Here is a 25,226-nt window from a genome sequence, read left to right as displayed (position 1 = left end):
ACCTCCTCTAGAACGTCACTCGGTCATGGTGACACATCCCCGCGGTCAGGAGACCTCGACGATCAGCTCCACTTCCACCGGGGCGTCCAGCGGCAGGGAGGCGACGCCCACCGCGCTGCGCGCGTGCTTGCCCGGCTCGCCGAGCACCTCCGCGAGCAGGTCGCTGGCGCCGTTGCCGACCTGGGGCTGCTGGGTGAACGCGGGGTCGCTGGCCACGAAGACCACGACCTTGACGACGCGGTTCACCTTGCTCAGGTCGCCGATCTCCGACTTGACGGCCGCCAGCGCGTTGAGCGCGCAGATGCGGGCCAGCGCCGCGCCCTCCTCCAGGCTCACCTCGGCGCCCACCTTGCCGGTCTGCGGCAGCTTGCCCTCCACCATCGGGACCTGGCCCGAGGTGTAGACGAGGTTGCCGGTGCGCACGGCCGGCACGTACGCGCCCACCGGGGCGACGACCTCGGGCAGCGTCAGCCCGAGTTCGGCGATCTTCTGCTCGGGGGTCACGGCTTCTCCCTCTTGAAGTAGGCGACGAGCTGCTCGGGCGAGGCGCCCTGCACGATCTGGACCAGTTCCCAGCCGTCGGCGCCGAAGTTGTCGAGGATCATCTTGGTGTTGTGGATCAGCACGGGGGCCGTGAGGTACTCCCATTTCTTCATGGGGATCAGCGTCTCACAACACGCGACTCCACCAGCGCCGAGGCTCGGAACCGCGCCAGTGTGAGCAATCTCAAAGGGTGCTCGCAGGGTTTCGACAAGTGACCGTTCGGTAGCCTCGAAACGTGGACTCTCGGGACACGGATTGGGACGGCGTACGCCTGCACGTCGTCACCGGCAAGGGCGGCACGGGCAAGACCACTGTCGCCGCCGCCCTCGCACTCGCGCTGGCCGCGGGCGGGCGCAAGGTGCTGCTCGTCGAGGTGGAGGGCAGGCAGGGCATCGCCCAGATCTTCGACCTGCCGCCGCTGCCGTACGAGGAGCGCAAGATCGCGGTGGCGCCGGGCGGCGGTGACGTGTACGCGCTGGCCATCGATCCGGAAGAGGCCATGCTCGAATACATGGAGATGTTCTACGGGATGCGCAGGGCGGGCCGCGCGCTGACCAAGATGGGCATCGTCGACTTCGCCACCACCGTCGCGCCCGGCTTCCGCGACGTGCTGGTCACCGGCAAGACCACCGAGGCCGTGCGCAGGCGCGCCAAGAACGGCAGGCGCGTCTACGACGCCGTCGTGCTCGACGCGCCGCCCACCGGCCGCATCACGCGCTTCCTGAACGTCACCCAGGAGGTGGCGGGCCTGGCCAAGGTCGGACCGATCAAGAACCACTCCGAGCTGGTCAGCGGAGTGGTGAAATCTCCGGAAACGGCGGTGCACTTCATCACCCTGCTGGAGGAGATGCCGGTTCAGGAGACGCTCGACGGCATCGCCGAATTGCGTTCGGCCGGTCTGCCGCCCGGCGGCGTTTTCATCAACATGGTTCGTGAATCACTGCTTCCGCAGGCCGTTCTTGACACGGCTGTCAAGGGCCGCTTCGACGTCGGCGAGCTCGTGCTGGGGCTCAAGGCGGCCGGGCTGTCCGACGGCGCCGACGCCACCGCGCTGGCCGAGTCGCTCGCCGAGGAGGTCGTCGAGCACGCCCGCCGCACCGAGCTGGAGCACGCCGAGCGCGAGACGCTGGCCGGGGCCACGCTGCCGCGCTACGAGCTGCCGCTGCTGGCCGACGGCGTCGACCTGGCCGGACTGTACGAGCTGGCCGAGAGCATCCGCACCCAGGGAGCAGCGTGAAGAAGCCCGCCGTACTGGACGTCGACGCGATACTCGACGACCGGGGCACCAGGATCATCGTCTGCTGCGGCGCCGGCGGCGTCGGCAAGACCACCACGGCCGCCGCGCTGGGCCTGCGGGCCGCAGAACGCGGCAGGTGCGCGGTCGTGCTGACCGTCGACCCCGCGCGCCGGCTGGCGCAGTCGATGGGGCTCACCGAGCTGGACAACACCCCGCGCCTGGTCACCGAGCACGAGAACGGCGGCCAGCTGTTCGCGATGATGCTCGACATGAAGCGCACGTTCGACGAGATCATCGAGGCGCACGCCGACCCCGAGCGGGCCCGCCAGATCCTGTCCAACCCCTTCTACCAGTCGCTGTCCTCCAGCTTCTCCGGCACGCAGGAGTACATGGCGATGGAGAAGCTGGGCCAGCTGCGCCGCTCCGACGAGTGGGACCTGATCATCGTCGACACGCCGCCGTCGCGCTCGGCGCTCGACTTCCTCGACGCGCCGGAACGCCTCGGCCGCTTCCTCGACGGACGTTTCATCAGGCTGCTCACCGCGCCGGCCAAGGCCGGAGGACGTAGCGCGTTCCGGCTGCTGAACGCCGGGTTCGGGCTGATGGCCGGAGCCATGACGAAACTGCTCGGCGCGCAGGTGATCAAGGATCTGCAGACGTTCGTGTCGGCGCTCGACGCGGTCTTCGGCGGGTTCAGGCAGCGCGCGGAGATGACGTACAAGCTGCTGCAGGCGCCGGGCACGGCCTTCGTGGTGGTGGCGGCGCCCGAGCGCGACGCGATGCGCGAGGCGTCGTACTTCGTCGAGCGGCTCGCCGAAGAGCGCATGCCGCTGGCCGGCCTGGTGGTGAACCGGGTGCACGTCTCGAACGCCGCGACGCTCTCCGCCGCACGCAGCGCCGCCGCCGCGGAAGACCTGGAGTCCCGGGGCGAGCACGAGCTGACCGCCGCCGTGCTGCGGCTGCACACCGGACGGATGCAGCTGGCCGCCAGAGAAGGACGCGAGCAGGACCACTTCGTCTCCGCTCACCCGACGGTGCCGGTCGCCAGGGTCCAGGCGATGTCGCAGGACGTGCACGACCTGGCCGGGCTCCGTCAGATCGGCGAACTGCTCGCCGCCGGGCACTAGCCCCGCGGGAACCGACAGCGAACGCGGATACGGCCAGGCGCCTCACCGCCTGGCCGTATCCGCGCGGGCTCGGTCAGCCCGCGATCAGCTCATTGGTCCGTTCGTACTCTTCCTTGGCGGACTCGAGCAGCTCACGCCACGAGTCCACGTCGGGGCGCCGCCGCAGCAGCGCTCGCCGTTCCCGCTCAGTCATACCGCCCCACACCCCGAACTCGATGCGATTGTCCAGCGCATCGGCGAGGCATTCGGTACGGACCGGGCATCCTCGGCAGATCAGCTTCGCCCTGTTCTGTGCGGCGCCCTGGACGAACAGAGCGTCCGGGTCCGCACCTCGACAGGCGGCACGGGAGGTCCAATCCGTGATCCACATTTCGACCCCACTCCCCTTAGGTGGTCAGTCGTCATTTGGGGCCGACGGGCGCGGGCGCCGAGCCTCCGTATTCAGTTGCCGCAGAGGAGAACGTACGCAACGACCGGTTCGGGCCGACAGACCCCAGAGGACCAATTTCTCGCAGCAGTCTTGACCGGGAATGACTAGTCACCCCCGCCAGTCAAGGCGAAATGGTGTCGCGTTACCGATTCCGCCAGTCTTTCGACGTACTCTTGGTAGCGTGCAAGCTCAGGGTAAAGATCGTTCATCTCCGATCCTGAACGTCCTGCGACTGATCATCGCGGGCGCGGCGGCGGGAGTGCTCGTGGCCGCCATCGGGCTGCCCGCGGTCGGCGGCGCGGGCGTCTCCGCGAAGAGCGCGATGGAGGGTCTGAACCTCAAGCCCGAACAGCTGGACGAACCCCCGCTCCCTGAACGCACGGAACTGCTCGACGCCAACGGCAAGCGGTTCGCGCAGTTCTACTTCGAGAACCGCCAGTCGGTGCAGCTGGACAAGGTCTCCCCGATGATGCAGACGGCGCTGCTGTCGATCGAGGACTTCCGTTTCTACCAGCACGGGCCGATCGATGTGGAGGGAACGGCCAGAGCGCTGGTCAAGAACTTCACCTCCGGCGGCGTCATGCAGGGCGGCTCGTCCATCACGCAGCAGTACGTCAAGCAGGTGCTGGTCAACAAGGCCGAGACCCCGGAGGAGCGGCAGGCCGCCATCGCGCCCACGCTCTCGCGCAAGCTCGCCGAGCTGCGTTACGCCATGGCGATCGAGAAGAAGTACTCCAAGAACGAGATCCTGGAGAAGTACCTCAACATCGCCTACTTCGGCGCGGGCGCGCACGGCATCCAGGCCGCGGCCAGGCGGTTCTTCAACAAGCCCGCCTCCGAGCTCAACCTCGTCGAGTCGGCCACGCTGGCCGGCGCCGTGCAGAACCCGGCGCGCACCGACCCGAACGTCGGCCCCGAGTCGCGGGCCAGGCTGCAGGCCAGGCGCAACCTCGTCCTCGACAGGATGCACGAGCTCAAGAAGATCACCCTGGCGGAGGCGAACGAGGCCAAGGCCAAGAAGCTGGGCTGGAAGGACGTCGACGTCCCCGGCGGCTGCGACGAGAGCAAGTACGCCTACTTCTGCGTCTACGTCCAGCACGAGATACTCAACAACGAGGCGTTCGGCAAGACGCCCGAAGAGCGGCTGAAGCTGCTGCAGCGCGGCGGGCTGCGCATCAAGACCACGATCGACCCGAAGATGCAGGAAGCGTCCGAGAAGGCGATCAAGAAGTACGTCAGCAGCAAGGACAAGCCGGTCGCCGCGCAGGCCATGGTCGTCCCCGGCACGGGTGAGATCAAGGCGATGGCCGCCTCGCGCAAGTACGGCACCAGCAAGAAGAAGAACGAGATCAGCTACAACGTCGTCGCCGACGCCGCGCACGGCGGCGGCCGCGGCTTCCAGCAGGGCTCGACGGCCAAGGTGTACACCCTGGCCGCGGCGCTGGAAGAAGGCATGAAGTACGGCGACGGCTTCCCCTCGCCTGCCGGCTACAACGCGGCCAGCACCAGCTCGTTCCGCGACTGCAAGGGCAACCGGGTCGGCGACCCCAAGCACCAGGTGCGTAACTCCAGCGAGGGCGGCGGCGGCTTCAAGACCCTGCAGACCGGCACCTGGGGCTCGGTCAACACGTTCTTCATGAAGCTGCAGGAGAAGGTCGGCCTGTGCAAGGTCGTGAAGCTGGCCCAGAAGATCGGGCTCAAGCGGGCCGACGGCGGCAAGCTGGGCGAGTTCGAGACGTTCACGCTCGGCATCAACGAGGTCGACCCGGTCACCGTGGCCAGCACGTACGCCGTCTTCGCCGCGCGCGGCCAGTACTGCAAGCCGCTGGCCATCACCGAGATCAAGGACAGGTACGGCAAGGCCAAGCAGTACAAGCCGAAGTGCGACCAGGTGATGGAGGAAGAGGTCGCGGACGCGGTCAACGGCATCCTGGCCGGCGTGTTCACCAAGGGCACGATGAGCGGCGTCGGCGGCATCGGACGTGACGCGGCCGGCAAGACCGGCACCACCGACGGCTACATGTCGGCCTGGTTCGCCGGCTACACGCCGAACCTGGCCTCCGCGGTCTCGCTCGGCGACCCGCGCGGCGCGTTCAAGCACACGCTGACCGGCGTCACCATCGGCGGGCGTTACTTCTCCTACGTCTACGGCGCCTCGATCTCCGGCCCGATCTGGAAGGACTCCATGCTCGCGGCGCTGAAGGGGGTCGAGCCCGTCGACTTCGTCGGCTACGACCGGGACCGCTTCGGCGGCTGCGACGACAACTGCGCGCCCAAGCCGCCCAAGAAGAAGAAGGGCGACCGCGACGGCGACGGGCCGCCCGACGGAGGGCCGTTCGACGACTACGACCCGAACAACGACGGCCCCGACAACGGGCCCGGCCCGGACGACGGTCCCGGCCCCGATGACGGCCCTGGGCCGGGCGACGGCCCTGGGGGCTGGTGACGGCCGGGCTCGGAGTCGTTGACCGGACACGCGAGAGGCCTCCGCCTGTGGCAGGCGGAGGCCTCTCGAACGGGACACCTACCGGTCATGCGCTCATAAAGGCCCCAGGAGAGCCCTGAGAGGCACTTGAGAGCCCCGCGGAGACCATCGAGGAGTCTCGATGCCCGGAGCGAGCCCTGCGGCCCTGAGCCGGTCCCGCGGCCCCGCAGCCTAGAGCCGGCCTCACAGCCCTCGGAGCCTTGAGGAGTTCCGGAGCGTTGAGAAGCTCCGGAGGGTCAGGAGGACCAGGAAGGTCTGGAGGGTCTGGAGGATCAGGAAGCGGCCAGGCGAGCCCGGACGGCCGCCGCCACGCGCCCGCCCTCGGCGCGTCCGGCCACCTTCGGGTTGACGACCTTCATGACCTGACCCATCGCCTGCGGCCCCGCCGCGCCCGTCTCGGCGACGGCCTCGTCGACGAGCCTGGCCAGTTCCTCGTCCGACAGCTGCGCCGGCAGGTACTCCTCCAGCACGGCCTGCTCGTCCAGCTCGGCCTGGGCCTGCTCGGCGCGTCCGGCGTTCGAGAACGCCTCGGCGGCCTCGCGCCGCTTCTTGGCCTCCTTGGTGAGGACCTTGATGATCTCGTCGTCGCTGAGCTGCCTGGCCTCCTTGCCCGCGACCTCCTCGACGTTCACCGCGGCCAGTGCCATCCGAATCGTCCGCAGACGGACCTCGTCCTTGGCCTTCATCGAGGCCGTGAGGTCGGCCTTCAGCTTGTCCTTCAATGCGCTCATGCGGTCCATCTTGCCGTCTGCGCGGACGCCTCGTGCCCGTTGTCGGGCATCATGAGTACGTGAGGAAAGCCGTCGCAGTGCCCCTGTCCATACTCGGTCTCGGCCTGGCCGGACTGGGTTACGCCTCCGTGGTGGAGCGCAACTCGTTCCGCCTGCGCCGCTTCGACGTGCCCGTGCTCGCGCGTGGGCAGCGTCCCGTGCGAATCCTCCACCTGTCCGACCTGCACCTGACGCCGCGCCGCACCATGCTCATCAACTGGGTGCGCTCGCTCGGCGCGCTCGAGCCCGACCTGGTCGTCAACACCGGCGACTCCATCGCGCACCCCGACGCCGTCCCCGCGCTGCTGCACGCGCTCGAGCCGCTGCTGTCACGTCCCGGCCTGTTCGTGTACGGCTCCAACGACCTGTACGCCCCGGTCCCCAAGAACCCGGCCCGCTACCTCTGGCGCACGTCCAAGAACGACCACCGCCAGAAGATCCCGTCGCTGCCCTGGGAGGAACTGGGCGCCGGCATGGCGGCCGAGGGCTGGCTCGACATGAACAACACCACGGCCCGCATCAAGATCGGCGACCTGGACGTGGCGGTGGCCGGCATCCACGACTCGCACATCTCCCGCGACCGCTACGACCTGGTGGCCGGTCCGGCCCCGGCGGACGCCGACCTCCGGCTCGGCGTCATGCACTCACCCGAGCCGCGCAACATGACCCGTTTCGCCGCCGACGGATACCAGCTCCTGCTGGCCGGCCACACGCACGGCGGCCAGCTCTGCATCCCGTTCTACGGCGCCCTGGTCACCAACTGCGGCATCGACCGCGCCCGCGTCAAGGGCCTCAGCCGCCACGACGACGCCTGGCTCCACGTCTCGGCCGGCCTCGGCACCTCGCCGTACGCCCCGGTCCGCTTCGCCTGCTTCCCCGAGGCGTCGCTCCTGACGCTCGTGCCACGCCGATAACGCGGTCACAAGCACGCGAGAAGTCCGCTAGACTTTCCCAAGCACGAGCAAGACGGGCGTGCACCGGGGTGTAGCGCAGCTTGGCAGCGCGCTTCGTTCGGGACGAAGAGGTCGTGGGTTCAAATCCCGCCACCCCGACAGTATTGCCGCAGGTAGAAGGCCGCTTCTGAAGTTCGGAAGCGGCCTCTTCTGTTTCCTGGGTGACCAACTGCGTGGCTACACATCTCGCTCCAGCTCCGAGTCGTAGTCATCAAGCGGTCCAGTCCCAACCCAGGGCCGAAGTGTTCTCGTCTGGCGGGACACGCACGGGCTCGATGGAGCCGGGCGGTTGAGGGCACCACGGCGGGCAGATGGCGAACGTGTCCCCTGAAGATCGTTGGGTGTCTACGCCGCCTGGAGCACGTCACCGGCACCGTCCCGCCGGCTGACCTGCTCTTGGTCGCTGAACTCCTGGGAACCGTCTTGGATCCGCGCAGCCGGCGGGGTCGCCGCTATCGGCTCGGCGGATGGGGGTGGAGCGACTGCAGATTTCTTGCAGCAGTTCTGCACACCCGACCTGGGAGCTTGGACATGGAGGCGCTCCTATGAGTTGTGATCATATGGCAGCGCGTAATGGCCCATCGAAAGGGTATTCATGCGCACACGCAAGTTGCAGCCTGCGAAAACCCTCATCCTGTCCACCGCCCTCGTTTCCGCCGCCGTCCTCGCCAACCCGGGACCGGCGCAGGCAGCGGCTTACACCGCGGAGACCGCCTGCGCCGAGACAGCGGGTTACGGCAGCTGGAAAAACCTGGACAGCCGTCCCGTCAAGATCGGCTCCAGCACGTGGGGCAGGGTCTACCTGATGTGGAACGGCTCGCGCGGCACCAACTGTGTGGCCACGATCAAGACGACCTTCGACGGGGTGCCGAGTTTCACGCAGGCCACACTCAAGATCCAAGGCGTCGGAAGCTACAGCGACCCGCGGTTGCTCACCGACCGAAAATACAAGTACTACGCCGCCGTAGTGAAGGCTGCCGCGGGCAAGTGCGTCGACTTCGCCGGCAAAATCGCCGACACCCGTCTCGACTACTCGCTCGCCTCTGGCGGACGCGGACAGTGGGGCAACTGCGGCTGATGAACCGTTCCGGGGGTCGCCGCACGAGTGAGTGCGGCGACCTCCGGTTTCGTGCTTCGGCAAGCTCTCGGTCGCGGCTTCTCGGGACACCGCCCTCATTTCGTGTGCCAAAGCGTGAACCGTCTGATCGGTTCGGACACAGGGTGAGATGGCCGAGCCGGCTGCGTCGAAATCCCGATGACTCAAGTGATCGAAACCACGATCTTGGCCAGGGAGGTTGCTCCGCCGAGCACAGCGAGCAGGGATAACGCCAGCAGGGGGCGAGCCGGTAGTGGCGACCCCGTCGGCTGCGCAGGCAGCTCAGCGAGCAAGGGCAGGTCAGTCGATGGGTCGGTGAACGACGGCACAGCCGAAAGGTCCTCCTCGGCGCCTTGATCGTCGAATCAGCGGCAGGCCGGAAGCTCTGGCGGTTCAACTGGGAGAGCGCGAGACCGGAGCGGCGAGGTAGGCCTGCCGGGAGGGTGCCCGGCATGCTTGATCACTCCGGGCGAGCGGATCTGATCGACCGTGTCGACTGGGCGTCGCTGAACCATGCGTACGGGCCCGCGACCGACGTGCCCGGACGGCTGCGTGATCTGGTCTCCGGTGACGGCGAGGTGAGGCGCGCCGCGCTGGTGGACCTGTATGGGAACGTCCTGCACCAGGGCAGCGTCTACGACGCCACGCTGGCCTGCGTGCCGTTCCTGCTGGCGGTGGTGGCCGACGCGTGCACGCCTGGCCGGGCCGAGGTGGTGGCCCTCCTGGGCGAGATCTGCGACAGCCTGAACGACTTCCCGGAGGAGTTCGCGGCCACGCCGTGGCCGGGGGACGGAGGGGAGGTCTTCGTCAGGCTGCTGGCCGATCCAGACCCGCAGATCCGGCTGGAGGCGGCCAGGGCCGTGGCGACGTGTCGTGACGACAGCGGGACGGTCATGTCGGTGCTGCGTCGGCGACTGGGTGAGGAGGCGAATCCGGCTGTGCGGGTCGGGCTGGCGGAGGCGGTTCGTGCCCTGGCGCCGTACATGCCGGATGTGGCGGACGTTCGGGAGGTGGATGGCGAGGGCGGGCCGGATATGGCGGACGCGACGAGTGTGCGGCGGTGGCTTGCGGAGGTCGCGGCCGGTGACCGCGATCCGAAGGTGCGTGGCGAGGCGGTGTCCTGCCTTGTCGAGTGGGTGCCCGAGTCGCTGCCGGCCGGTGTCGTCCCCGCCGCGCTGGGCGTCGAGCTGACTGAGTGGCTCGTGGAGCGCCTGTCTGACGGGTTGGGCGACCGGGTCGCCGAGCGCCTGGAACTGATCACGGCTCTGCTCCGCGATCCCGATCCCGGGCGCAGACTGATGGTGATGGAACCGGCGGCGGCGCTGGTGGACGGGTGGCGCGGCGACTACCGGCGACTCGCAGCGCTACTGGGCACGCAGTTGTCCCATCCCGACCCACAACTGGCCGCCGCAGCCGCGGTGACCCTGCATTCTTTCGGGCGCCTGGCCGCTCCTGCCGCTGACGACCTGGCAGCGTACGTCGCCGCTGGGCCGCGCGAGGGGCGGCCACGGCTGGACCAGCACTTCGGCTGGATCACGGTGTGGCCCGACCATCCGCCGATGACCGGCTATGCGCTCGTCGCCCTGGCCGGGTTGCGTGACGAGCGTGCGCTGCCCGCCGTGCGCTGGGCGCTGGAGCGCGAGGACCCGCCGAAGGACATCGGCCGCGTGCTGGGGTCGATGGGACCTGTCGCCGCCGGGCTCGTACCGGTCGTCCGGCGGCGGTTGCATGACTTGGCGGGGGGTGAGCAGCGGGCCGGGCTCGTGCGCGCGCTCGGCGAGTTCGGTGAGGCCGCCGCCGCTGCGGTGCCCGAACTCCTCGCGCTGCCTGGCGACCTGGACGTTGTGACCACGCTCGGGCGGATCGGCCCGTCGGCGCAGCCGGCGGTGCCCGCACTGCGTCGTGCGCTGGAGAGCGACGACCCCCACCTCGCCGTGGCGGCCGCGACGGCGCTGTGGCGGATCGAGCAGGACGCCGGACGGGCGCTCCCGCTCCTCGCCCGTCACCTGGCCGAGGCCGACCATGACCGTCCTGGCGTCGCGACCGTGGTGGCAGCGGTGGCCGAACTGGGACCGGCGGCGGCTCCGCTCGCTGGAAGGCTGCGCGAGTGGCTTGACGCCCGCTCGCCGGACGTGCGCTGGCGGGCGGCTGTAGCGCTGTGGCGAGCCACCGCGGACGCCCGGAGCGCCCTGCCGGTTCTGCTGGACGCATGGGAAGGTCACGTCGCCTGCAGGCTCCCGGCCGCCCGCGTGTTCGCGGAGATGGGAGCGGCGGCCGGAGCAGCCGTACCGGCGCTGCGGGCGGAGCAGGCCCGCATCCGCCGTCACCAGCCCGGGCAGGAAGGCGGGACCGACACGATCGCCCCCGACGAGGACCTGCGGGCAGCTTGCGCCGATGCTCTGCGCCGGATCGGAGAGACGGCTCCATGAACCGGCGGTTCTTTGGGTGGACGCCGCAGACAGAACCAACGGCAGTCGGGCTTGAAGACGGTCAGCCTCTTGTCTCCGGCGCACATCGCCTTCGATGGCTGATGGCACGGCGATCAGCCTGCACCTGTTGTTTCCGTGCAACGCACGTTCAGCGATCATCCGGAGTCGGAGCACTTTCGCCGGTCGGGTCGTCTGGCCTTTCTTGCGGTGGATCTGCCGGCAGCCTTCTCAGGACGAGCCCATAGCTCTTGTCGAGCGGAAATTTATCACGAATCCGACACACCAAGTCTTCGTAGAATGTGCCGAACCCATCATTGGGCCCACGCAATTCACGTTCTCGCATGACAAATGGCTCAAGCGCCTTCCATGCCCTGTTCGCGCGATAGCCGAAAAGGGGGACAACCAGCACCTCATCCGCCATGTTCATCACGACGAGGGTGCCGATACTGCTGAAGAAGGTCATCACGGCATTAACGGCGATCCGCGCTTCTTCTGGCAGCCGAGAGCAGCCCAAGCTGGGATCTTGCTCCTTGGCGAGAGATTCGATGACATAGGATTCAGCGCGCTGGAATTCGACAGTTCTGAACTCTTGAGCAAGGTCCACCAGGACACTCAGCTCGTTTGCGTGGTGCATGGTAGTGGACTGCCTTAGCGCAATGAGCGCCGATATCACCAAAGCCGTCAGAGATAGCATCAGTGCCAAGATGTTGAAGAGGAGTGAGAAGTCCATGCCACCCTCACATGTGCCTTCGTTCGCACCGCCGAAGCTCAAGGCCTGCTGCACAGCCTAGACGTAATGGCTGCAGGAGAGGAGGCCCACCTGCAGTCCGTCACCTCGGGCCGGACGTGGATGATGGCTGTAAGAACATTCCGGCCGGTACGGATCCTGCATGCATGACGTGATCACGCCGAGAGCTCGTTGTTGCATCACAAATCCCGCTATCCCGACCGGCGAGAAGGCCGCTTCCGGTTTTCGGAAGCGGCTTCTTCTGTTTCAGCGCGAGTGGTAGTCGACTGCTTTGAAGGGCCAGCCGGTGGACAGCCAGGCTGTCACGGCTTCGTACAGGGGCACGTCCAGGTGGGCGCGGTCGGCTCGTACCCAGGAGGACACGTCGGCGTCATGGTCCTGGTCGCGCGAGGGATAGATGTAGACGCAGCCGATCACGTCGTCGTCGGCCGGGTCGAGGACGGTGTAGGTGAATCCGCGGCGCTGGGCGTAGTCGTTCGCGTGGCGTTCCAGGTCGGCGAGGTTCGCTTCCAGGGTCATGCCGTTCACGGGGGGCCACTTTCCGTCCGGGTAGCCGGGGGTGGCGCGGATGTGGTCGATGCTGCCGGTCCAGGCGGCGTGGTCGGCGACGTTGTGCTGCGGCCCCAGGGGTTCCAGCCGGAACTCCGGCTTGACCAGGTGTGCGGGGACGGCGAAGTCGTCGGGGACGAAGGGGGCGTCGGTCATGAGGCAGAGATTGTCATACGAGCCCGCTCGCGGTGTTCGATCTTGAGGGTGAGGTGAGCTCCGACTACAGTGTCGACGCTTGGCGGTCAGGTGCTGTCAAGGTTGGTCGAAACCGGAGGAGAATCAGTAATGCGAAGAACCTGGCCGGTGGCGTTGGCCGCCCTCGCCACGGTTGTCATAGGCGGTGCGACGCCGGCGAGCGGCGCCACGGTCGATCAGGCGGCCACCGCGACAGCGGCCAAGGCCGTAGTCGATCAGGCGGCCACCGCCACAGCGGCCAAGGGCGCGGCGAGCGCTGCTACGGCGGCCAAGGCGGCGGTCTGCGGTAGTTCGTCGCTGAACGGGCCGGCCACGCCGCCCCCGGGCGCGGTCGTGGTGCCCGCGGGCGACAACAGCGGCGTGGACTTACGCCGGCCGAACACCACGTACTACTTCGAGACCGGCACGCACACGCTGGCCCCCGAGCAGTACGCGCAGATCGTCCCGGGCGACGGCGCGACGTTCATCGGCGCGCCCGGCGCGGTGCTGGACGGGCAGCGGCTGAACCGGTACGCCTTCGGTCAGCACGCGACCGGCGTCACGATCCGGTACCTGACCATCACCGGGTTCGTCGCGCCCCGCGACGAGGGCGTGGTCAACCACGACTCGGGCGACGACTGGGTCGTGGAGCACAACACGATCCGCGACAACTCCGGCGCCGGACTGATGGCCGGGGCCAGGAACAAGATCCGCGGCAACTGCTTCAAGGACAACGGGCAGTACGGGCTGAACGCGTACAAGGCCGGCAACACCATCACCGGGCTGGTCGTCGCGGACAACGAGTTCACCGGCAACAACACCGACGACTGGGAGACCAAGGAGCCCGGCTGCGGGTGTACCGGTGGCATGAAGTTCTGGGCCGTGAACGGCGCCGACGTGACCGGCAACTGGGTCCACGCCAACCACGGGCCGGGCATCTGGGCGGACACCAACAACAACGACTTCCTCATCGAGAACAACCTCGTCGAGGACAACGAGTCGCTGGCGATCTTCTATGAGATCAGCTACAACGCCGTGATCAGGAACAACACCATCCGCCGCAACGCCTGGGACTCGGGTGCCGAGCGGGCGACGAAGGGCGACCCGTTCCCCGAAGCGGCGATCTACCTGTCCGAGGCGGACGGCGAGCCCCGCGTGCCGGCCCGGACCAGCAAGATCGAGATCACCGGCAACGTGCTGGAGAACAACTGGGGCGGCATCACCGCGTGGGCGAACGCCGACCGGTACTGCAACAGCCCGGCCTCGACGACCGGTGACTGCACGCTGATCGTCGGTCCGACCAACACCGCACAGTGCGCGGCCCCGGCCATCGCCACCAACCCGCTCTACACCGACTGCCGCTGGTGGACGAAGAACGTCGACGTCCACCACAACACGTTCACCTTCGACCCTGCCGCCGTCGACGGCGGCTGCCCGACGCAGTACTGCGGGCACATGGCCCTGCTGTCCAACTGGGGCACCTACCCGGACTGGTCTCCGTACAAGGGGGACGTGATCCAGAAGTCGATCGTCCGCGAGTCGAACAACTCCTGGCACGACAACACCTACACCGGACCGTGGCAGTTCAGGGTCGGCGACATGGGCAACCACGTCTCGCCCGGGCAGTGGGCCGGACCCCAGTACGCCCAGGACGCGGGCAGCACGTTCGACGGCGCCGCGCCCGTCCCGCCGGCGATCACCGAGCAGGACTTCGAGTCCGGCACGACGACCTCGCCCTACAGCCCGTGGTACGGAGCCGAACTGGCGCACCGGACCGGCGACGCGCACGGCGGCACCGGATCGCTGCTGATGACCAGCAGCCAGGCGTACGGCAGCGCGGTGGCGCTGGACAACTACCCCGGGTACAGCGGGGTCGTCGCCGGCACGAGCTACCAGGTGTCGCTGTGGTACCGGGAGGCCGCGGCGACCATGCCCGCCGTCACCTGGAACGTGCGCTGGCGCGACGAGTCCGGGACGGTGCTGCGTACCGACGCCGTGTCCTTGGCCAGGAAGGCCGACTGGACCGAGGCGTCCGGCACGTTCACCGCGCCCGCGGGCGCGACCCGCGTCGACTGGGCCTTCGTCTGGAACGCGAGCGCGGCCGGGCCCGCCTTCCAGATCGATGACGTGGTGATTCGTCCCGGGAAGCCGGCGTAGCGGAACAGATCAAGGGGCTCGATCCGCGAAAACGGGTTGAGCCCCACGATCGTTTCGGTGGGACAATCGGGCGGTCGTCACGATGCGGGAGGATCAGCCATGAAGCGCCGCGCCGCCACCACTGTGCTGGTCAGCTTGATGATCACGATCACGAGCGCGGTGGCCGATGCCCCCGCGCACGGTGCTCCCGTGTACGGCTCGGCCGGCGACGTCTCCCACGCGGTGCGGGCGCTCGAGCGGCAGCTCGTCGAGCATCGCGGCGTGACCGTGTCCGACCGCTGGACCAGGGGGTACGTCGGGGATGACATCCACTACGTGTACCTGTACAAGAAGCTGGTCGAATTCGGCAAGGGCAAGGTCGTCGCGACCGACACCAGGTACCGCGGGGGCAACAAGCACGCCGGCAACGGCGCCTTTCGCTATCTCACCTTCCCCGGCCGCCACTACATGCAGGACAAGAACCAGCGGCTGCCGGAGGGCAAGCGCTGGGTGCTGGAGGAGGGGAAGGAGTTCGTCCCGACGGCGAACGGGCCGATCAGGGTCACGGAGCCGGCCGTGCTGAGAGCCGTGCTCGCCAAGGCCAAGGTGAAGCGACCGGCCGGCGTGTACGACGGCACGCGTACCACCCTGTACGAAGGCACGATCACTTTCGGTGAGCTCTACGCGGCCTCCCCGCGGAACAATGGGGGCAAGCCCACGGCCAAGGACGCGAAGCGCGAAGTCTCCTGGCGAATCTGGGTCGGGAGCGACCAGCTGACCCGCCGCGTGTGGAGTTCGTATCGCTCGCGCTCGCTGCCCTCCGGCGTGAGCGAACTGCTGGAGACGCATGTCATGGACACGCTGTTCACCGGCTGGGGCGCGAAGACGGACATCACTCCTCCCCCGGACGATCAGGTCATCCGAGCCGAAGACCTCGACGGCGAGGAGTAGGCGGTATGCGGATGGCGGAAATCGCGCGGGCGGAGGCGGCGGCCAGGTCGATCGCCGCGTCACTCGGGCTGATGGCCGACAACGCGATCGTGCTGCACAACTCGAACGCGCTCACCTTGCGGCTGCTGCCTTGTGACGTCCTGGCCCGGGTGGTGCCCGTCGCGCGGGTCGAGGATGAGCCCGCCCCGCAGTCGGTTGAGTGGAACGAGGACGAGCGCGCACCGCAGTCCTCCGCGCGGATCGAGGACGAGGCCGCACCGAAGCCGGCCACGTGGATCGAGGACGAAGCCGCTCCACAGTCGGCCGCGTGGATCGAGGACGAGGCCGCACCGCAGTCGGCCGCGTGGTTCGAGGTCGGGCTCGCCCAGCGGCTGGCCGAGTCTGGGTGTCCGGTGGGCGTGCTCGATCCCCGGGTGGAGCCGGGCGTCCATGAGCGCGCCGGCTTCGTGGTCACGTTGTGGACCTACTACGCGCCGGTGACGTCTCACGAGGTCTCGCCGGTCGAGTACGCCGACGCGCTCGCGCGGCTGCATGCCGGTATGCGTACGGTCGACGTCCCCGCGCAGCACTTCACGGATCGGGTCGAGCGGGCTCAGCGGCTCGTCGCGGACCGCGACCGTACGCCGGAGCTCGCGGACGCCGACCGCGAGCTGCTCGGCGACACGTTGCGCCGTACGAGACGGGTGATCGGCGAGCGTGGCGGCGCCGAGCAGTTGCTGCACGGTGAGCCGCATCCGGGCAACCTGCTCAGCACTGCGCAGGGGCCGCTGTTCATCGACTTCGAGACGGTGTGCCGCGGACCGGTCGAGTTCGACCTCGCCCACGCGCCGGAGGAGGTCGCCCGGCACTACCCGGGCGTCGATCACGAGCTGCTGCGCGAGTGCCGGATGCTGACGCTGGCGATGATCACCTCCTGGCGCTGGGATCGCGGCGACCAGCTCCCGAACGGCCGTCTGCTGGCCGCGGAATGGCTCAGCCAACTCCGGGCGGACGCATCCCACTGAATCCGGCCGACACCCGACTCCGGGCGGACGCGTCAGGCTGATCCTGGCCGGCGCCCAGCTCCTCCTGGCGGATGCATCACCCTGATCCCGGCCAGCGCCCAGCTCCTCCTGGACGATGCATCACCCTGATCCTGGCCAGCGCCCAGCTCCTCCCCGCCGATACATCACCCTGATCCCGGCCGACGTCTGGCCCCTTCCCGCCAATGCATCACACTGACCCCGGTCGGCACCATCCACCGTTCGGTTGATTCGAGGATCAGCAGCTCGCACCGCCGATCATGGCCGGCGGGTCGATTCGCCGCGGCCGCGCAAAAACCATGCTTGAGGCATGGCAGTCATCGAAGTCACTGATCTCCGCAAGGGCTACGCGGGCCAGACGGTCCTGGACGGCGTGTCGTTCTCGGTGGAGGAGGGCGAGATCTTCGGCATCCTCGGCCCGAACGGCACCGGCAAGACCACCACGGTGGAGTGCGTGGAGGGCCTGCGCCGTCCCGACAGCGGGACGATCAGGGTGCTCGGGCTCGACCCGGCCAAGGACGGCCGCAAGCTCCGCGAGCAGATCGGCGTCCAGCTCCAGCAGACCCAGTTGCCGGAGAACCTGAAGGTCTGGGAGGCGCTCGATCTGTACGCCTCCTTCTACGCCGAGTCCCGTGACTGGCGGGAGCTGCTGGTCGAGTGGGGGCTGGCCGACAAACGCAACGCCCGGTTCGGCAAGTTGTCCGGTGGCCAGAAGCAGCGGCTGTTCATCGCGCTGGCGCTGGTGGGCAACCCGCGCGTGGCGTTTCTCGACGAGCTGACCACCGGGCTCGACCCGCAGGCCCGCCGTACCACGTGGGAGCTGATCAAGCAGGTGCGGGCGAGCGGCGTGACCGTGGTGCTGGTCAGCCACTTCATGGACGAGGTGGAGGAGCTGTGCGACCGCGTGGCGGTGCTCAACCACGGCAAGGTGGTGGCGGTCGACACGCCGTCGGGGCTGGCCGGCGGCGAGCACCGGATGCGGTTCAGGCTGATGGCCGGCGAGCTGACCGACCTGAGCGGGGTGCCGGGGGTCAGCGACGTGACCAGGACGGGCGACCGGGTGGTGGTCACGGGCCGGGGCGACTTCGCCACCGCAGTAACCGCGCATCTGGCCCGCCACCAGGTGCTGGTCAGCGACCTGCGCATCGACAAGCGCACGCTGGAGGACGCGTTCACCGCCCTCACCGGCCGCCCCCTCGACTGACCCGCACGCGTCCGTCTCATCCACCCCGACCGGCCGACCGGCTGGCTGACCCGCACGCATCTCACCGTCCCCGGCTGGCCGACCGCTCAACCTGACGCGCGCGCGTGCACGTTCAGTACGCACGCCCGCCCCCCACACAAAGGAACCTGATCATGATGAAGCTCGCCCTGGTCGAGACCAAACTGCTGACCCGCGAACCCGGCGCGCTGTTCTCGCTGCTCATCCCGCTGTTCATCCTGGTCGTCTTCGGCAGCTCGATCGAGCCCGGCGACACCGTGCTGCTGCCGATGGCGCTGGCCATCGCCGTGGGCCTGGTCGGCCTGTACCTGCTGCCGACCACCCTGGCCACCTACCGCGAACGCGGCATCCTGCGCAGGTTGTCGACCACGCCGGTCCGTCCGGGGAGCCTGCTGGCGGTGCAGTTGCTGTTGCAGTTCGTGCTCGCGGTGGCGGCCTGCGGGTTACTGATGGCGGTCGCGGGCAGTGTGCTCGGCGCCCACCTGCCCAGCCTGGTGCTGCCCGGGGTGCTCACGTTCCTCCTCGGTACGGCGAGTATGTTCGCGATCGGCCTGCTCGTGGCCGCTCTGGCGCCGAACGGCCGGGCCGCCAACGGTCTCGGGGTGCTGCTGTACTTCCCGATGGCCTATCTCGCGGGGCTGATTCAGCCGACCGACCAGATGCCCGATATGGTGGCCGCGATTGGGACGTACACCCCTCTGGGTGCTTTCGGGCAGAGCCTGCGGGAGGTCTGGGCGGGCAGTGTTCCCAGCCCGCTGCTGCTCGGCGTGATGGCCGCCTACGCCCTGGTCATCAGCGCCACCGCGGCCAAGTTCTTCCGCTGGGAGTAAGGAATGACCGGCAGGCTCGACCGCTGGGAACGATTACTGGAGCGCCAGATGGCGGCCGCTCCGTACGTGCTGCTGCTGATCTCCACGGTCCTGTCCCTGCTCACCGGTGGCCATCCGGGGATCACGATCGGCCTGGCCGTGCTCGCCGCGGCATGGTTGTGGCTGGTGCCCCGCGGCGTACCCCAGGCGGCCGATCAGGTGGACCCGCACGGCGCACCCCAAGCCGGCGAGCCGGGCAGCGCACCCCAGGCCACCAAGCCGGGCAGCGCACCTCAAGCCACCGAACCGCAAGGCCCACCCCAGGCGGCCGAGCCCGGCAGCGCACCTCAAGCCACCGAACCGCAAGGCCCACCCCAGGCGGCCGAGCCCGGCAGCGCACCTCAAGCCACCGAACCGCAAAGCCCGCCCCAGGCGGCCAAGCCGGGCAGCGTGCCCCAGGCGGCCGAGCCGGTGGTGCCGGGCAGTGCGCTCCGCCGGGCCCGGCCGGCGGTTCCGCGTGGCGGGCTCTACGTGACCGGGCTGGTGGTCCTGATCGGCGCGCTCTGCACGCAGGGAATGTGGTTCGCCAGCTTCTTCGGTTTCACCGGTTACCTGCACTCCTGGCAGTACCTGACAGGCAAGTGGCGTTTCGCCGGGGTGACCGCCACGGCGGCGATCAGCGTCGCGGCCTACGGCGGCGGGCTGCCGGAGCCCACCCCGTCAGCCGTCCTCACCTTCCTGTTCTTCACCGGCGCGATCGTGGCCGCGGTCGGCATGTTCAGCTTCGTCGGCGAGATCACCGCCGAGCGGAGCGCCGAGCGCAAGCGGATGGTGACGCGGCTCGAAGAGGCCATGCGCGAGAACGCGGGACTCCAGGCGCAGCTCCTGGTGCAGGCGAGAGAGGCCGGCGTGCTGGACGAGCGCCAGCGCATGGCGGCCGAGATCCACGACACCCTCGCTCAGGGCTTAACCGGCATCGTCACCCAGCTCCAGGCGGCCAAGCGGGGCGAGGACTGGCAGCGGCACGTGGATCTGGCGATACGGTTGGCACGCGAGAGCCTGGCCGAGGCCAGGCGCTCGGTGAACGCGGTGGGGCCCGGCCAGCTTGAGTCGGCGCCACTGCCCGAGGCCCTGACGGAGATCGTCGCCCAGTGGCGTGAGCTGAACGGCACACGAGCGGACCTCACCGTCACCGGACCGGTCCGGCCTCTGCATCCGGAGGTCGAGGAGACGTTGCTGCGCACCGCGCAGGAAGCCCTGGCCAACGCGGCCAAGCACGCCCAGGCCGAACGGGTCGGGCTGACCCTGTCGTACATGGAGGACGTGATCACTTTGGACGTACGCGACGACGGCGTCGGATTCGACCCCAAGCTGACGGCCTTCGGCCTGACCGCCATGCGCAAGCGCGTGGACCGGCTGGCGGGCACGCTGGAGATCGAGTCCGAGCCCGGCGCGGGCACCGCCATCTCGGCGAGCCTCCCGGCGGTGGCACGTGGCTGAGCGCCCGATCCGGCTGCTGATCGTCGACGACCACCCGATCGTTCGCGACGGGATCAAGGGCATGTTCACCGGCGACCCGGACTTCGAGGTGGTCGGCGAGGCCGGCGACGGCGCGCAGGCCGTCGAGCTCGCGCGGGTGTCGAACCCCGACGTGGTCCTCATGGACCTGCGCATGCCCAGGATGGACGGCGTCTCCGCGATCAAGGAGCTGGCCAGGGTCGGTGTCCCGGCCCGCGTCCTGGTGCTCACCACCTACGACACCGACCGGGACGTGCTGCCCGCCATCGAGGCCGGGGCCACCGGCTACCTGCTCAAGGACACCGGCCGCGACGAACTCGTCCAGGCCGTGCGCACGGCGGCGCGCGGCGCGGCCGTGCTCTCACCGTCGGTCGCCACCCGGCTGCTCACCCAGGTCCGCACGCCGGCCGACACGCTGAGCGAGCGGGAATTGGAGGTGCTCAGGCTGATCGCGGACGGCGCGACCAACCGCGAGGCCGCCGGGCGTCTGTTCATCAGCGAGGCCACGGTCAAGAGCCACGTCCTGCACATCTACGCCAAACTGGGCGTCAACGACCGCGCGGCCGCCGTCGCCACCGCCTTCCGCCGCGGCCTGCTCACCCTGGGAGACGACACCTGAGCCGACAGCCGACCCGACGCCCGACCAGACGCGACGCCCGAGCCCAACGCGACGCCTGACGCCCGACGCCCGACGCGACATCTGACGCCCGACGCCCGACCCAACACCAGACGCCGGACGCCGGACGCCGGACGCCGGACGCGACGCCCGAACCCGACGCGACGCCCGATACCCGACGCGACGCCCGACCCGACGGCGACGACACGCTCAGGGGGCCACACGCTCAGGGGGACGACACGCCCAGGGGACGATGGCTGACCCCGCCCGTCTCAGGTCGCGTAGACCGGGGCCAGGTCGACGAAGATCCGGTAGTCGGAGATCAGCCCGTCGTCCCGGGTCTGCCAGATCGTCACCGCCGCGACACTGACGTCCTTGCCATCGAGCCGCCGACAGGTCACCTCGGTCTCGGCGATGATGTCGGCGCCGGCCTGCCAGGTCCTGACGATGCGGTGCCGGAGACCGGCGATGGTGGCGTAGAAGGCCCGCAGCAAGGCGGTGACGGCCTCGTGTCCCACCAAGGGCTCGCCGTTGCCGAACACCAGCCTGGCGTCGTCGGCCAGAAGCCGGACGAATTCCTCCGGGTCGAACGAGTCGACCTTCTGAAAAACGTGCCGTGCCGCGTCATCGGACATGCCATTCACTCCTCGGGGTAAACGGAATCTCTGCTGGGGACGATACGTAATTACCGGCGACATGCAACCCCCGTCTTATTCAGCGGCCAGAAAATCGCGAATAGAAAAACGAGCGGGCCATTCTTCGGCCGCGGCGGGACGCATCGTGCCAGGTGGGCGCGCGGACGGGCGGCGACGCCGGCGTTCGCGGGAGGGCGCCGAAGGACCCGTGGCGCCCGCCGCCGGAAGAGCACCTGGCCAGAGTGCGGGGCACGAGCTTATATTTAGGAAGCTTTCCTATTAGAAGTGCCTCGACTCCCCCCATCGAAAGGCTCTTCCATGCGACTTCGCATACTCGCGTCCGGCGTCATCACGGCACTGACCCTCACCATGGCCGCACCCGCCCAGGCCGACACCGCCGGCCCGACCGGCGAGATCGTCCAGACCACGCGGACCGGCGGTCAGGTGGTCGCGCTCACCTTCGACGACGGCCCCTCGCCCGCCTGGACGCCCAAGGTGCTCGACCTGCTGCGCGGCCGGCGGATACGCGCGACGTTCTGTTTGCTCGGCAGCCAGGCCAAGGCCCATCCCGACCTGGTACGACGCATCGTCGCCGAGGGCCACGCCCTGTGCAACCACAGCTTCAACCACGACTACCTGGCCGATCGGACCCCGGAGGAGATTCGGTCCGACCTGACCGCCACCAACGACGCCATCCGCACCGCCGCCGGCGACCCGGACCTGCCCATCCGCTACTTCCGCGCCCCGTACGGCGGCTGGGGCGCCACCCCGCAGGTGGCCGCGAGCCTCGGCATGACCGCGCTGGCCTGGAACATGGACCCGGCCGACTGGGATGGTTCGCCGAGCGCGGTGCTCGCCGAGCGGCTCAACACCCAGCTCCACCCGACCGCCGTGGCACTGTCGCACGACGGCGGCGGCGACCGGGGTCCCACGCTGGCCGCCTACGAGCAGGTGCTGCCCCAGTGGCAGCAGGCGGGCTGGAAGTTCGACCTGCCCGCGGTGACCGGCGGGCCCTACCCGCCGATGTGCACCGCACCCGATTGGCAGGCGCACACGGTCTACGTCGAGGGCAAGCGGGTCTCGCGGGACGGCCGGGTGTACCAGGCACGCTGGTGGACCCAGCTGGAGAACCCGGCGTCGGCCTGGTGGGTCTGGACCGACCTCGGCGCCTGCTGACCCTCGGTAGTCGAGCAATTCCCCGGCTCGCGTATTACGAGCCCGACTCGCACACATGCGTTTACGCGACCGGGGGCCCAAATGGTGCGGAAAATCGCCCCAGAAGGTCACGCTACGAAAACGTCCCCGTTCAGCTCGGGCTTTTCTCGCCCGCCACCCGCCGGACACCGGATATCCCCCGAAAAACGCTTGCGCGTATGCCTGATGCGCCGCATACGATCGCCATAAGGGATGGGAGTTTCCAGGCCGGAACAAGCCTGGAATCCCGGGGGCCCCCTTCTCATCCTCCGTGTTCACCGACAGGGAGGATCAATTGAACGTGCGTGCGTTAGCCGCTGCATTCGCCGCGGCCACGATGTCCGTGGCGCTCGTATCGGCGCCCGCGCTGGCCGAGCCGACCAAGCCCGACGTCCCCCACGAGGTCTTCTCCCCCGACGGGACGATCAAGCACGTCGAAGTGGACCCCGCCGACCTGCCCAAGGTCCCCAAGTCGCTGGCCGCCGCTCCGTCCAGGCTGAAGCAGGTGGAGATCAACGGCCCCAGTGAGAACCGCATCGACCTGGTGTTCCTCGGCGACGGTTACACCGCGGCCGAACAGACCGCGTACGGCACGGAGATCGACGCCGCCTGGGCCACGATGGTGGAGCGGGAGCCGTACAAGACGTACCGCAAGCTGTTCAACGTCTGGCGCGTCGAGATCGATTCGCCGCAGTCGGGCGTGAGCGGCGACCCGACCGCGGACGTCCACGTGGACAGCCCGCTGGCCATGACGTACTGGTGCGGCAACACCGAGCGCCTGCTCTGCGTGGACACCGCCAAGGCCTGGGAGTACGCCAGCGCGCTGGTGCCCGGCGCCGACCAGCTCCTGGTGCAGGCCAACAGCTCCAAGTACGGCGGCGCCGGCTACTACACCGACGACGTCGGCACGTTCTCGCGCAACCCCTCCTCCAGGGAGGTCGTCCTGCACGAGCTCGGCCACTCCCAGGGTGACCTGGCCGACGAGTACGACTACGACGGCCCGGAGCAGTACCCGTCGACCGACGAGCCCACCGAGGTCAACGTCACCATCAACTCGACAGGCGCCAAGTGGGGCGTGTGGCTGGGCGAGACCACCCCGGACGGCGGCGTCATCGGCGCGTTCGAAGGCGCCAAGTACAGCCGGCTGGGCATCTGGCGCCCCAGCCAGGACTCGCTGATGCGTAACCTGGGCCGGGAGTTCAGCCTGGTCAACCGGGAGAAGCTGGTGCAGTCGTTCTACACCGAGGCCGACCCGGTGGACTCGGCCTCCACGCCGAGCGGCGGCACTCACAACCCGGCCCAGTCGCTCACCCTGCAGACGGTGGACGTGCCGCTGACCATCAAGTGGCAGGTCGACAACGTGGACGTGCCCGCCTGGGACGGCAAGAAGACGCTCACCCCGGCCGACTTCACCTCGACCGGCAAGAGCAGCTTCGCGCTGAAGGCCACGGTCACCGACTCGACGCCGATGGTCCGCAACCCGATCTTCAAGCCGGACCTGACGCAGACGCTCACCTGGGGCGTCGGTCAGACCAGCCCGACCAACCCCACGGCGACGTTCACCAAGACGTTCGACTGGGGCACGGGCTTCGAGGCGAGCGTGGCCGTCAAGGCCGGCTCCACCGCGGTGACCTCGTGGACGGTCGAGTTCGACGTGCCCGCGGGCTTCTCCATCAACAGCACGTGGGACGCCAACCGCACCCAGACCGGCACCCACTACACCTTCACCAACAAGTCGTACAACGGCTCGATCAACCCGGGTCAGACCGTGACGTTCGGCCTGGGCGGCGCTCCGGGCAACTTCCCCGGCATCACCAACTGCAAGATCAACGGAAACCCCTGCAACTGATCCAGCGGACGCCCGCCCCCGGGAAGCCGGGGGCGGGCGTCCCGATCGGTCTCCACGCCGGTCTCCAGTCGGGTCCAAGTGGGGACCGGCATCGTGGTGGCCATGAGGAAAGGCCGCCGCAAAGGCACCACCAGACCGCGTCGCAGGGAGGCCGGGCCCATCCGCATGCCGAGCGGCACCCGGCGGCCCGCCGCGACGGCCACCGCTCCCGCCAGGCGCGGCCCCGGCTGGTTCGGCCGGGTGCTGATCGTGCTGATGTGGGCGGGGACGTGCCTGGTGCCGCTGCCGTTCTCGGTGCCGTGGATCCAGCTCGCGGCCGGGGCCGTCGGCACGCCGGGCACGCTCACGGTCGAGTCGTGCGTGGCGCTCGGCCGGGGGCGTTACGACTGCGAGGGCGTCTTCGTGCCGCGGGGCGGCGGTGGTCCCGTCCAGGTGTCCGCGCCCGCCGATCTCGAGGCGGGCGACCGGGTGACGGCCCAGCTCACGCCCGAGGGCGACCGGGCGGCGCTGGCGGGGGCGCGCGGCGTGCTCAGCACGCTCATCCTGCCGTTCTTCTGTCTCGGCGGGCTCGGTTTCCTGCCGTACGTGCTCCTCTACTGGACCTCTTGGGCCACCAGGCGGCAGTTGCGGGTGGCGGCGATCACGGGCGGGGTGCTGACCGTCGTCTCACTCACCGGCATCGTCGTCGGCCTTGTCGCCGTGTATTCAGTGTGAGTCGTCCTGCTCCGTCTGA

23 protein-coding genes and 1 tRNA gene are annotated in these 25,226 nt (G+C 69.0%); 17 read left to right on the top strand and 7 right to left on the bottom strand.

Annotation, left to right across the window (positions count from 1 at the left end):
* Nucleotides 1-45: 45 nt before the first annotated feature.
* Nucleotides 46-504, bottom strand: coding sequence for a RidA family protein (locus HII36_RS20195; protein ID WP_328807796.1), 459 nt, complete (start codon nt 502-504; stop codon nt 46-48).
* The gene (locus HII36_RS55735) at nt 501-656 is read right to left on the bottom strand and encodes a hypothetical protein (RefSeq protein WP_193318817.1); all 156 of its coding nucleotides are present in this window, start codon (nt 654-656) and stop codon (nt 501-503) included. The genes HII36_RS20195 and HII36_RS55735 overlap by 4 nt, the downstream gene beginning before the upstream one ends.
* A gap of 122 nt (nt 657-778) precedes the next feature.
* Between HII36_RS55735 and HII36_RS20190 the strand changes: the two genes are divergently transcribed.
* Nucleotides 779-1,780, top strand: coding sequence for an ArsA-related P-loop ATPase (locus HII36_RS20190; protein ID WP_173524775.1), 1,002 nt, complete (start codon nt 779-781; stop codon nt 1,778-1,780).
* Nucleotides 1,777-2,907, top strand: coding sequence for an ArsA family ATPase (locus HII36_RS20185; protein WP_173524774.1), 1,131 nt, complete (start codon nt 1,777-1,779; stop codon nt 2,905-2,907). The genes HII36_RS20190 and HII36_RS20185 overlap by 4 nt, the downstream gene beginning before the upstream one ends.
* Nucleotides 2,908-2,980: 73 nt before the next feature.
* Here the strand turns inward: HII36_RS20185 and HII36_RS20180 are convergent, their stop codons facing one another.
* Nucleotides 2,981-3,277: a WhiB family transcriptional regulator gene (locus HII36_RS20180; protein WP_148036282.1), complete on the bottom strand. Its 297-nt coding sequence runs from the start codon at nt 3,275-3,277 to the stop codon at nt 2,981-2,983.
* 241 nt (nt 3,278-3,518) lie between these two features.
* On the opposite strand from HII36_RS20180, the gene HII36_RS20175 reads away from it, so the two are divergent.
* Entirely contained in the window at nt 3,519-5,783 is a 2,265-nt protein-coding gene (locus tag HII36_RS20175) for a transglycosylase domain-containing protein (RefSeq protein ID WP_328807795.1), read from the top strand.
* Between the two features lie 311 nt (nt 5,784-6,094).
* Here the strand turns inward: HII36_RS20175 and HII36_RS20170 are convergent, their stop codons facing one another.
* Nucleotides 6,095-6,553: a GatB/YqeY domain-containing protein gene (locus HII36_RS20170; protein WP_173524772.1), complete on the bottom strand. Its 459-nt coding sequence runs from the start codon at nt 6,551-6,553 to the stop codon at nt 6,095-6,097.
* Nucleotides 6,554-6,612: 59 nt separating this feature from the next.
* On the opposite strand from HII36_RS20170, the gene HII36_RS20165 reads away from it, so the two are divergent.
* The 4 genes from HII36_RS20165 (at nt 6,613) to HII36_RS20150 (ending at nt 11,070) form a co-directional block, all read left to right on the top strand.
* Nucleotides 6,613-7,506 (top strand): metallophosphoesterase, encoded by an 894-nt coding sequence (locus tag HII36_RS20165; RefSeq protein ID WP_328807794.1) that lies wholly within the window; start codon nt 6,613-6,615, stop codon nt 7,504-7,506.
* 64 nt (nt 7,507-7,570) lie between these two features.
* Nucleotides 7,571-7,644, top strand: a tRNA-Pro gene (locus tag HII36_RS20160).
* A gap of 496 nt (nt 7,645-8,140) precedes the next feature.
* A complete protein-coding gene (locus HII36_RS20155; protein ID WP_173524771.1) occupies nt 8,141-8,623 on the top strand; it encodes a hypothetical protein in 483 nt (160 codons plus the stop codon).
* Nucleotides 8,624-9,093: 470 nt separating this feature from the next.
* Nucleotides 9,094-11,070: a HEAT repeat domain-containing protein gene (locus HII36_RS20150; protein WP_173524770.1), complete on the top strand. Its 1,977-nt coding sequence runs from the start codon at nt 9,094-9,096 to the stop codon at nt 11,068-11,070.
* Nucleotides 11,071-11,218: 148 nt separating this feature from the next.
* On the opposite strand, the gene HII36_RS20145 is transcribed toward HII36_RS20150, so the two are convergent.
* Together HII36_RS20145 and HII36_RS20140 are read right to left on the bottom strand one after the other, a co-directional pair.
* Complete coding sequence (locus tag HII36_RS20145; RefSeq protein ID WP_173524769.1) at nt 11,219-11,854, bottom strand: DUF4760 domain-containing protein; 636 nt, start codon at nt 11,852-11,854, stop codon at nt 11,219-11,221.
* A gap of 210 nt (nt 11,855-12,064) precedes the next feature.
* Nucleotides 12,065-12,523, bottom strand: coding sequence for a GNAT family N-acetyltransferase (locus tag HII36_RS20140; protein ID WP_173524768.1), 459 nt, complete (start codon nt 12,521-12,523; stop codon nt 12,065-12,067).
* A 129-nt stretch (nt 12,524-12,652) separates the two neighbouring features.
* Between HII36_RS20140 and HII36_RS20135 the strand changes: the two genes are divergently transcribed.
* The 7 genes from HII36_RS20135 (at nt 12,653) to HII36_RS20100 (ending at nt 20,818) form a co-directional block, all read left to right on the top strand.
* Nucleotides 12,653-14,698, top strand: a complete 2,046-nt coding sequence (locus HII36_RS20135) for a right-handed parallel beta-helix repeat-containing protein (protein ID WP_217369713.1) — start codon at nt 12,653-12,655, stop codon at nt 14,696-14,698.
* Between the two features lie 99 nt (nt 14,699-14,797).
* Complete coding sequence (locus HII36_RS20130; RefSeq protein WP_173524767.1) at nt 14,798-15,628, top strand: hypothetical protein; 831 nt, start codon at nt 14,798-14,800, stop codon at nt 15,626-15,628.
* A gap of 5 nt (nt 15,629-15,633) precedes the next feature.
* Nucleotides 15,634-16,632 carry a phosphotransferase enzyme family protein gene (locus tag HII36_RS20120; RefSeq protein WP_236003673.1) on the top strand — a complete coding sequence of 333 codons (999 nt, stop codon included), beginning with the start codon at nt 15,634-15,636 and terminating at the stop codon, nt 16,630-16,632.
* A gap of 328 nt (nt 16,633-16,960) precedes the next feature.
* Entirely contained in the window at nt 16,961-17,854 is an 894-nt protein-coding gene (locus tag HII36_RS20115) for an ABC transporter ATP-binding protein (protein WP_173524766.1), read from the top strand.
* A 152-nt stretch (nt 17,855-18,006) separates the two neighbouring features.
* On the top strand, nt 18,007-18,702 hold the full coding sequence (locus tag HII36_RS20110) for an ABC transporter permease (protein WP_173524765.1): 696 nt from the start codon (nt 18,007-18,009) through the stop codon (nt 18,700-18,702).
* Nucleotides 18,703-18,705: 3 nt separating this feature from the next.
* A complete protein-coding gene (locus tag HII36_RS20105; RefSeq protein WP_236003672.1) occupies nt 18,706-20,181 on the top strand; it encodes a sensor histidine kinase in 1,476 nt (491 codons plus the stop codon).
* Nucleotides 20,174-20,818 carry a response regulator gene (locus HII36_RS20100; protein WP_173524764.1) on the top strand — a complete coding sequence of 215 codons (645 nt, stop codon included), beginning with the start codon at nt 20,174-20,176 and terminating at the stop codon, nt 20,816-20,818. Before HII36_RS20105 ends, HII36_RS20100 begins: the two co-directional genes overlap by 8 nt.
* A 269-nt stretch (nt 20,819-21,087) precedes the next feature.
* Here HII36_RS20100 and HII36_RS20095 read toward each other — a convergent pair whose 3' ends face one another.
* Nucleotides 21,088-21,450, bottom strand: coding sequence for a nuclear transport factor 2 family protein (locus HII36_RS20095; RefSeq protein ID WP_173524763.1), 363 nt, complete (start codon nt 21,448-21,450; stop codon nt 21,088-21,090).
* 318 nt (nt 21,451-21,768) lie between these two features.
* Between HII36_RS20095 and HII36_RS20090 the strand changes: the two genes are divergently transcribed.
* The 3 genes from HII36_RS20090 (at nt 21,769) to HII36_RS20080 (ending at nt 25,207) form a co-directional block, all read left to right on the top strand.
* Nucleotides 21,769-22,626: a polysaccharide deacetylase family protein gene (locus HII36_RS20090; RefSeq protein WP_173524762.1), complete on the top strand. Its 858-nt coding sequence runs from the start codon at nt 21,769-21,771 to the stop codon at nt 22,624-22,626.
* A 319-nt stretch (nt 22,627-22,945) separates the two neighbouring features.
* Nucleotides 22,946-24,493, top strand: coding sequence for a M64 family metallopeptidase (locus HII36_RS20085; RefSeq protein ID WP_173524761.1), 1,548 nt, complete (start codon nt 22,946-22,948; stop codon nt 24,491-24,493).
* Nucleotides 24,494-24,595: 102 nt separating this feature from the next.
* Nucleotides 24,596-25,207, top strand: a complete 612-nt coding sequence (locus HII36_RS20080; RefSeq protein WP_236003671.1) for a hypothetical protein — start codon at nt 24,596-24,598, stop codon at nt 25,205-25,207.
* Nucleotides 25,208-25,226 lie beyond the last annotated feature (19 nt).

The organism is Nonomuraea antri (assembly GCF_013283785.1).
Taxonomy (GTDB): domain Bacteria; phylum Actinomycetota; class Actinomycetes; order Streptosporangiales; family Streptosporangiaceae; genus Nonomuraea; species Nonomuraea antri.
Note: the sequence above shows the minus strand (reverse complement) of the source record. Positions and strands in the feature narration are given on the sequence as shown.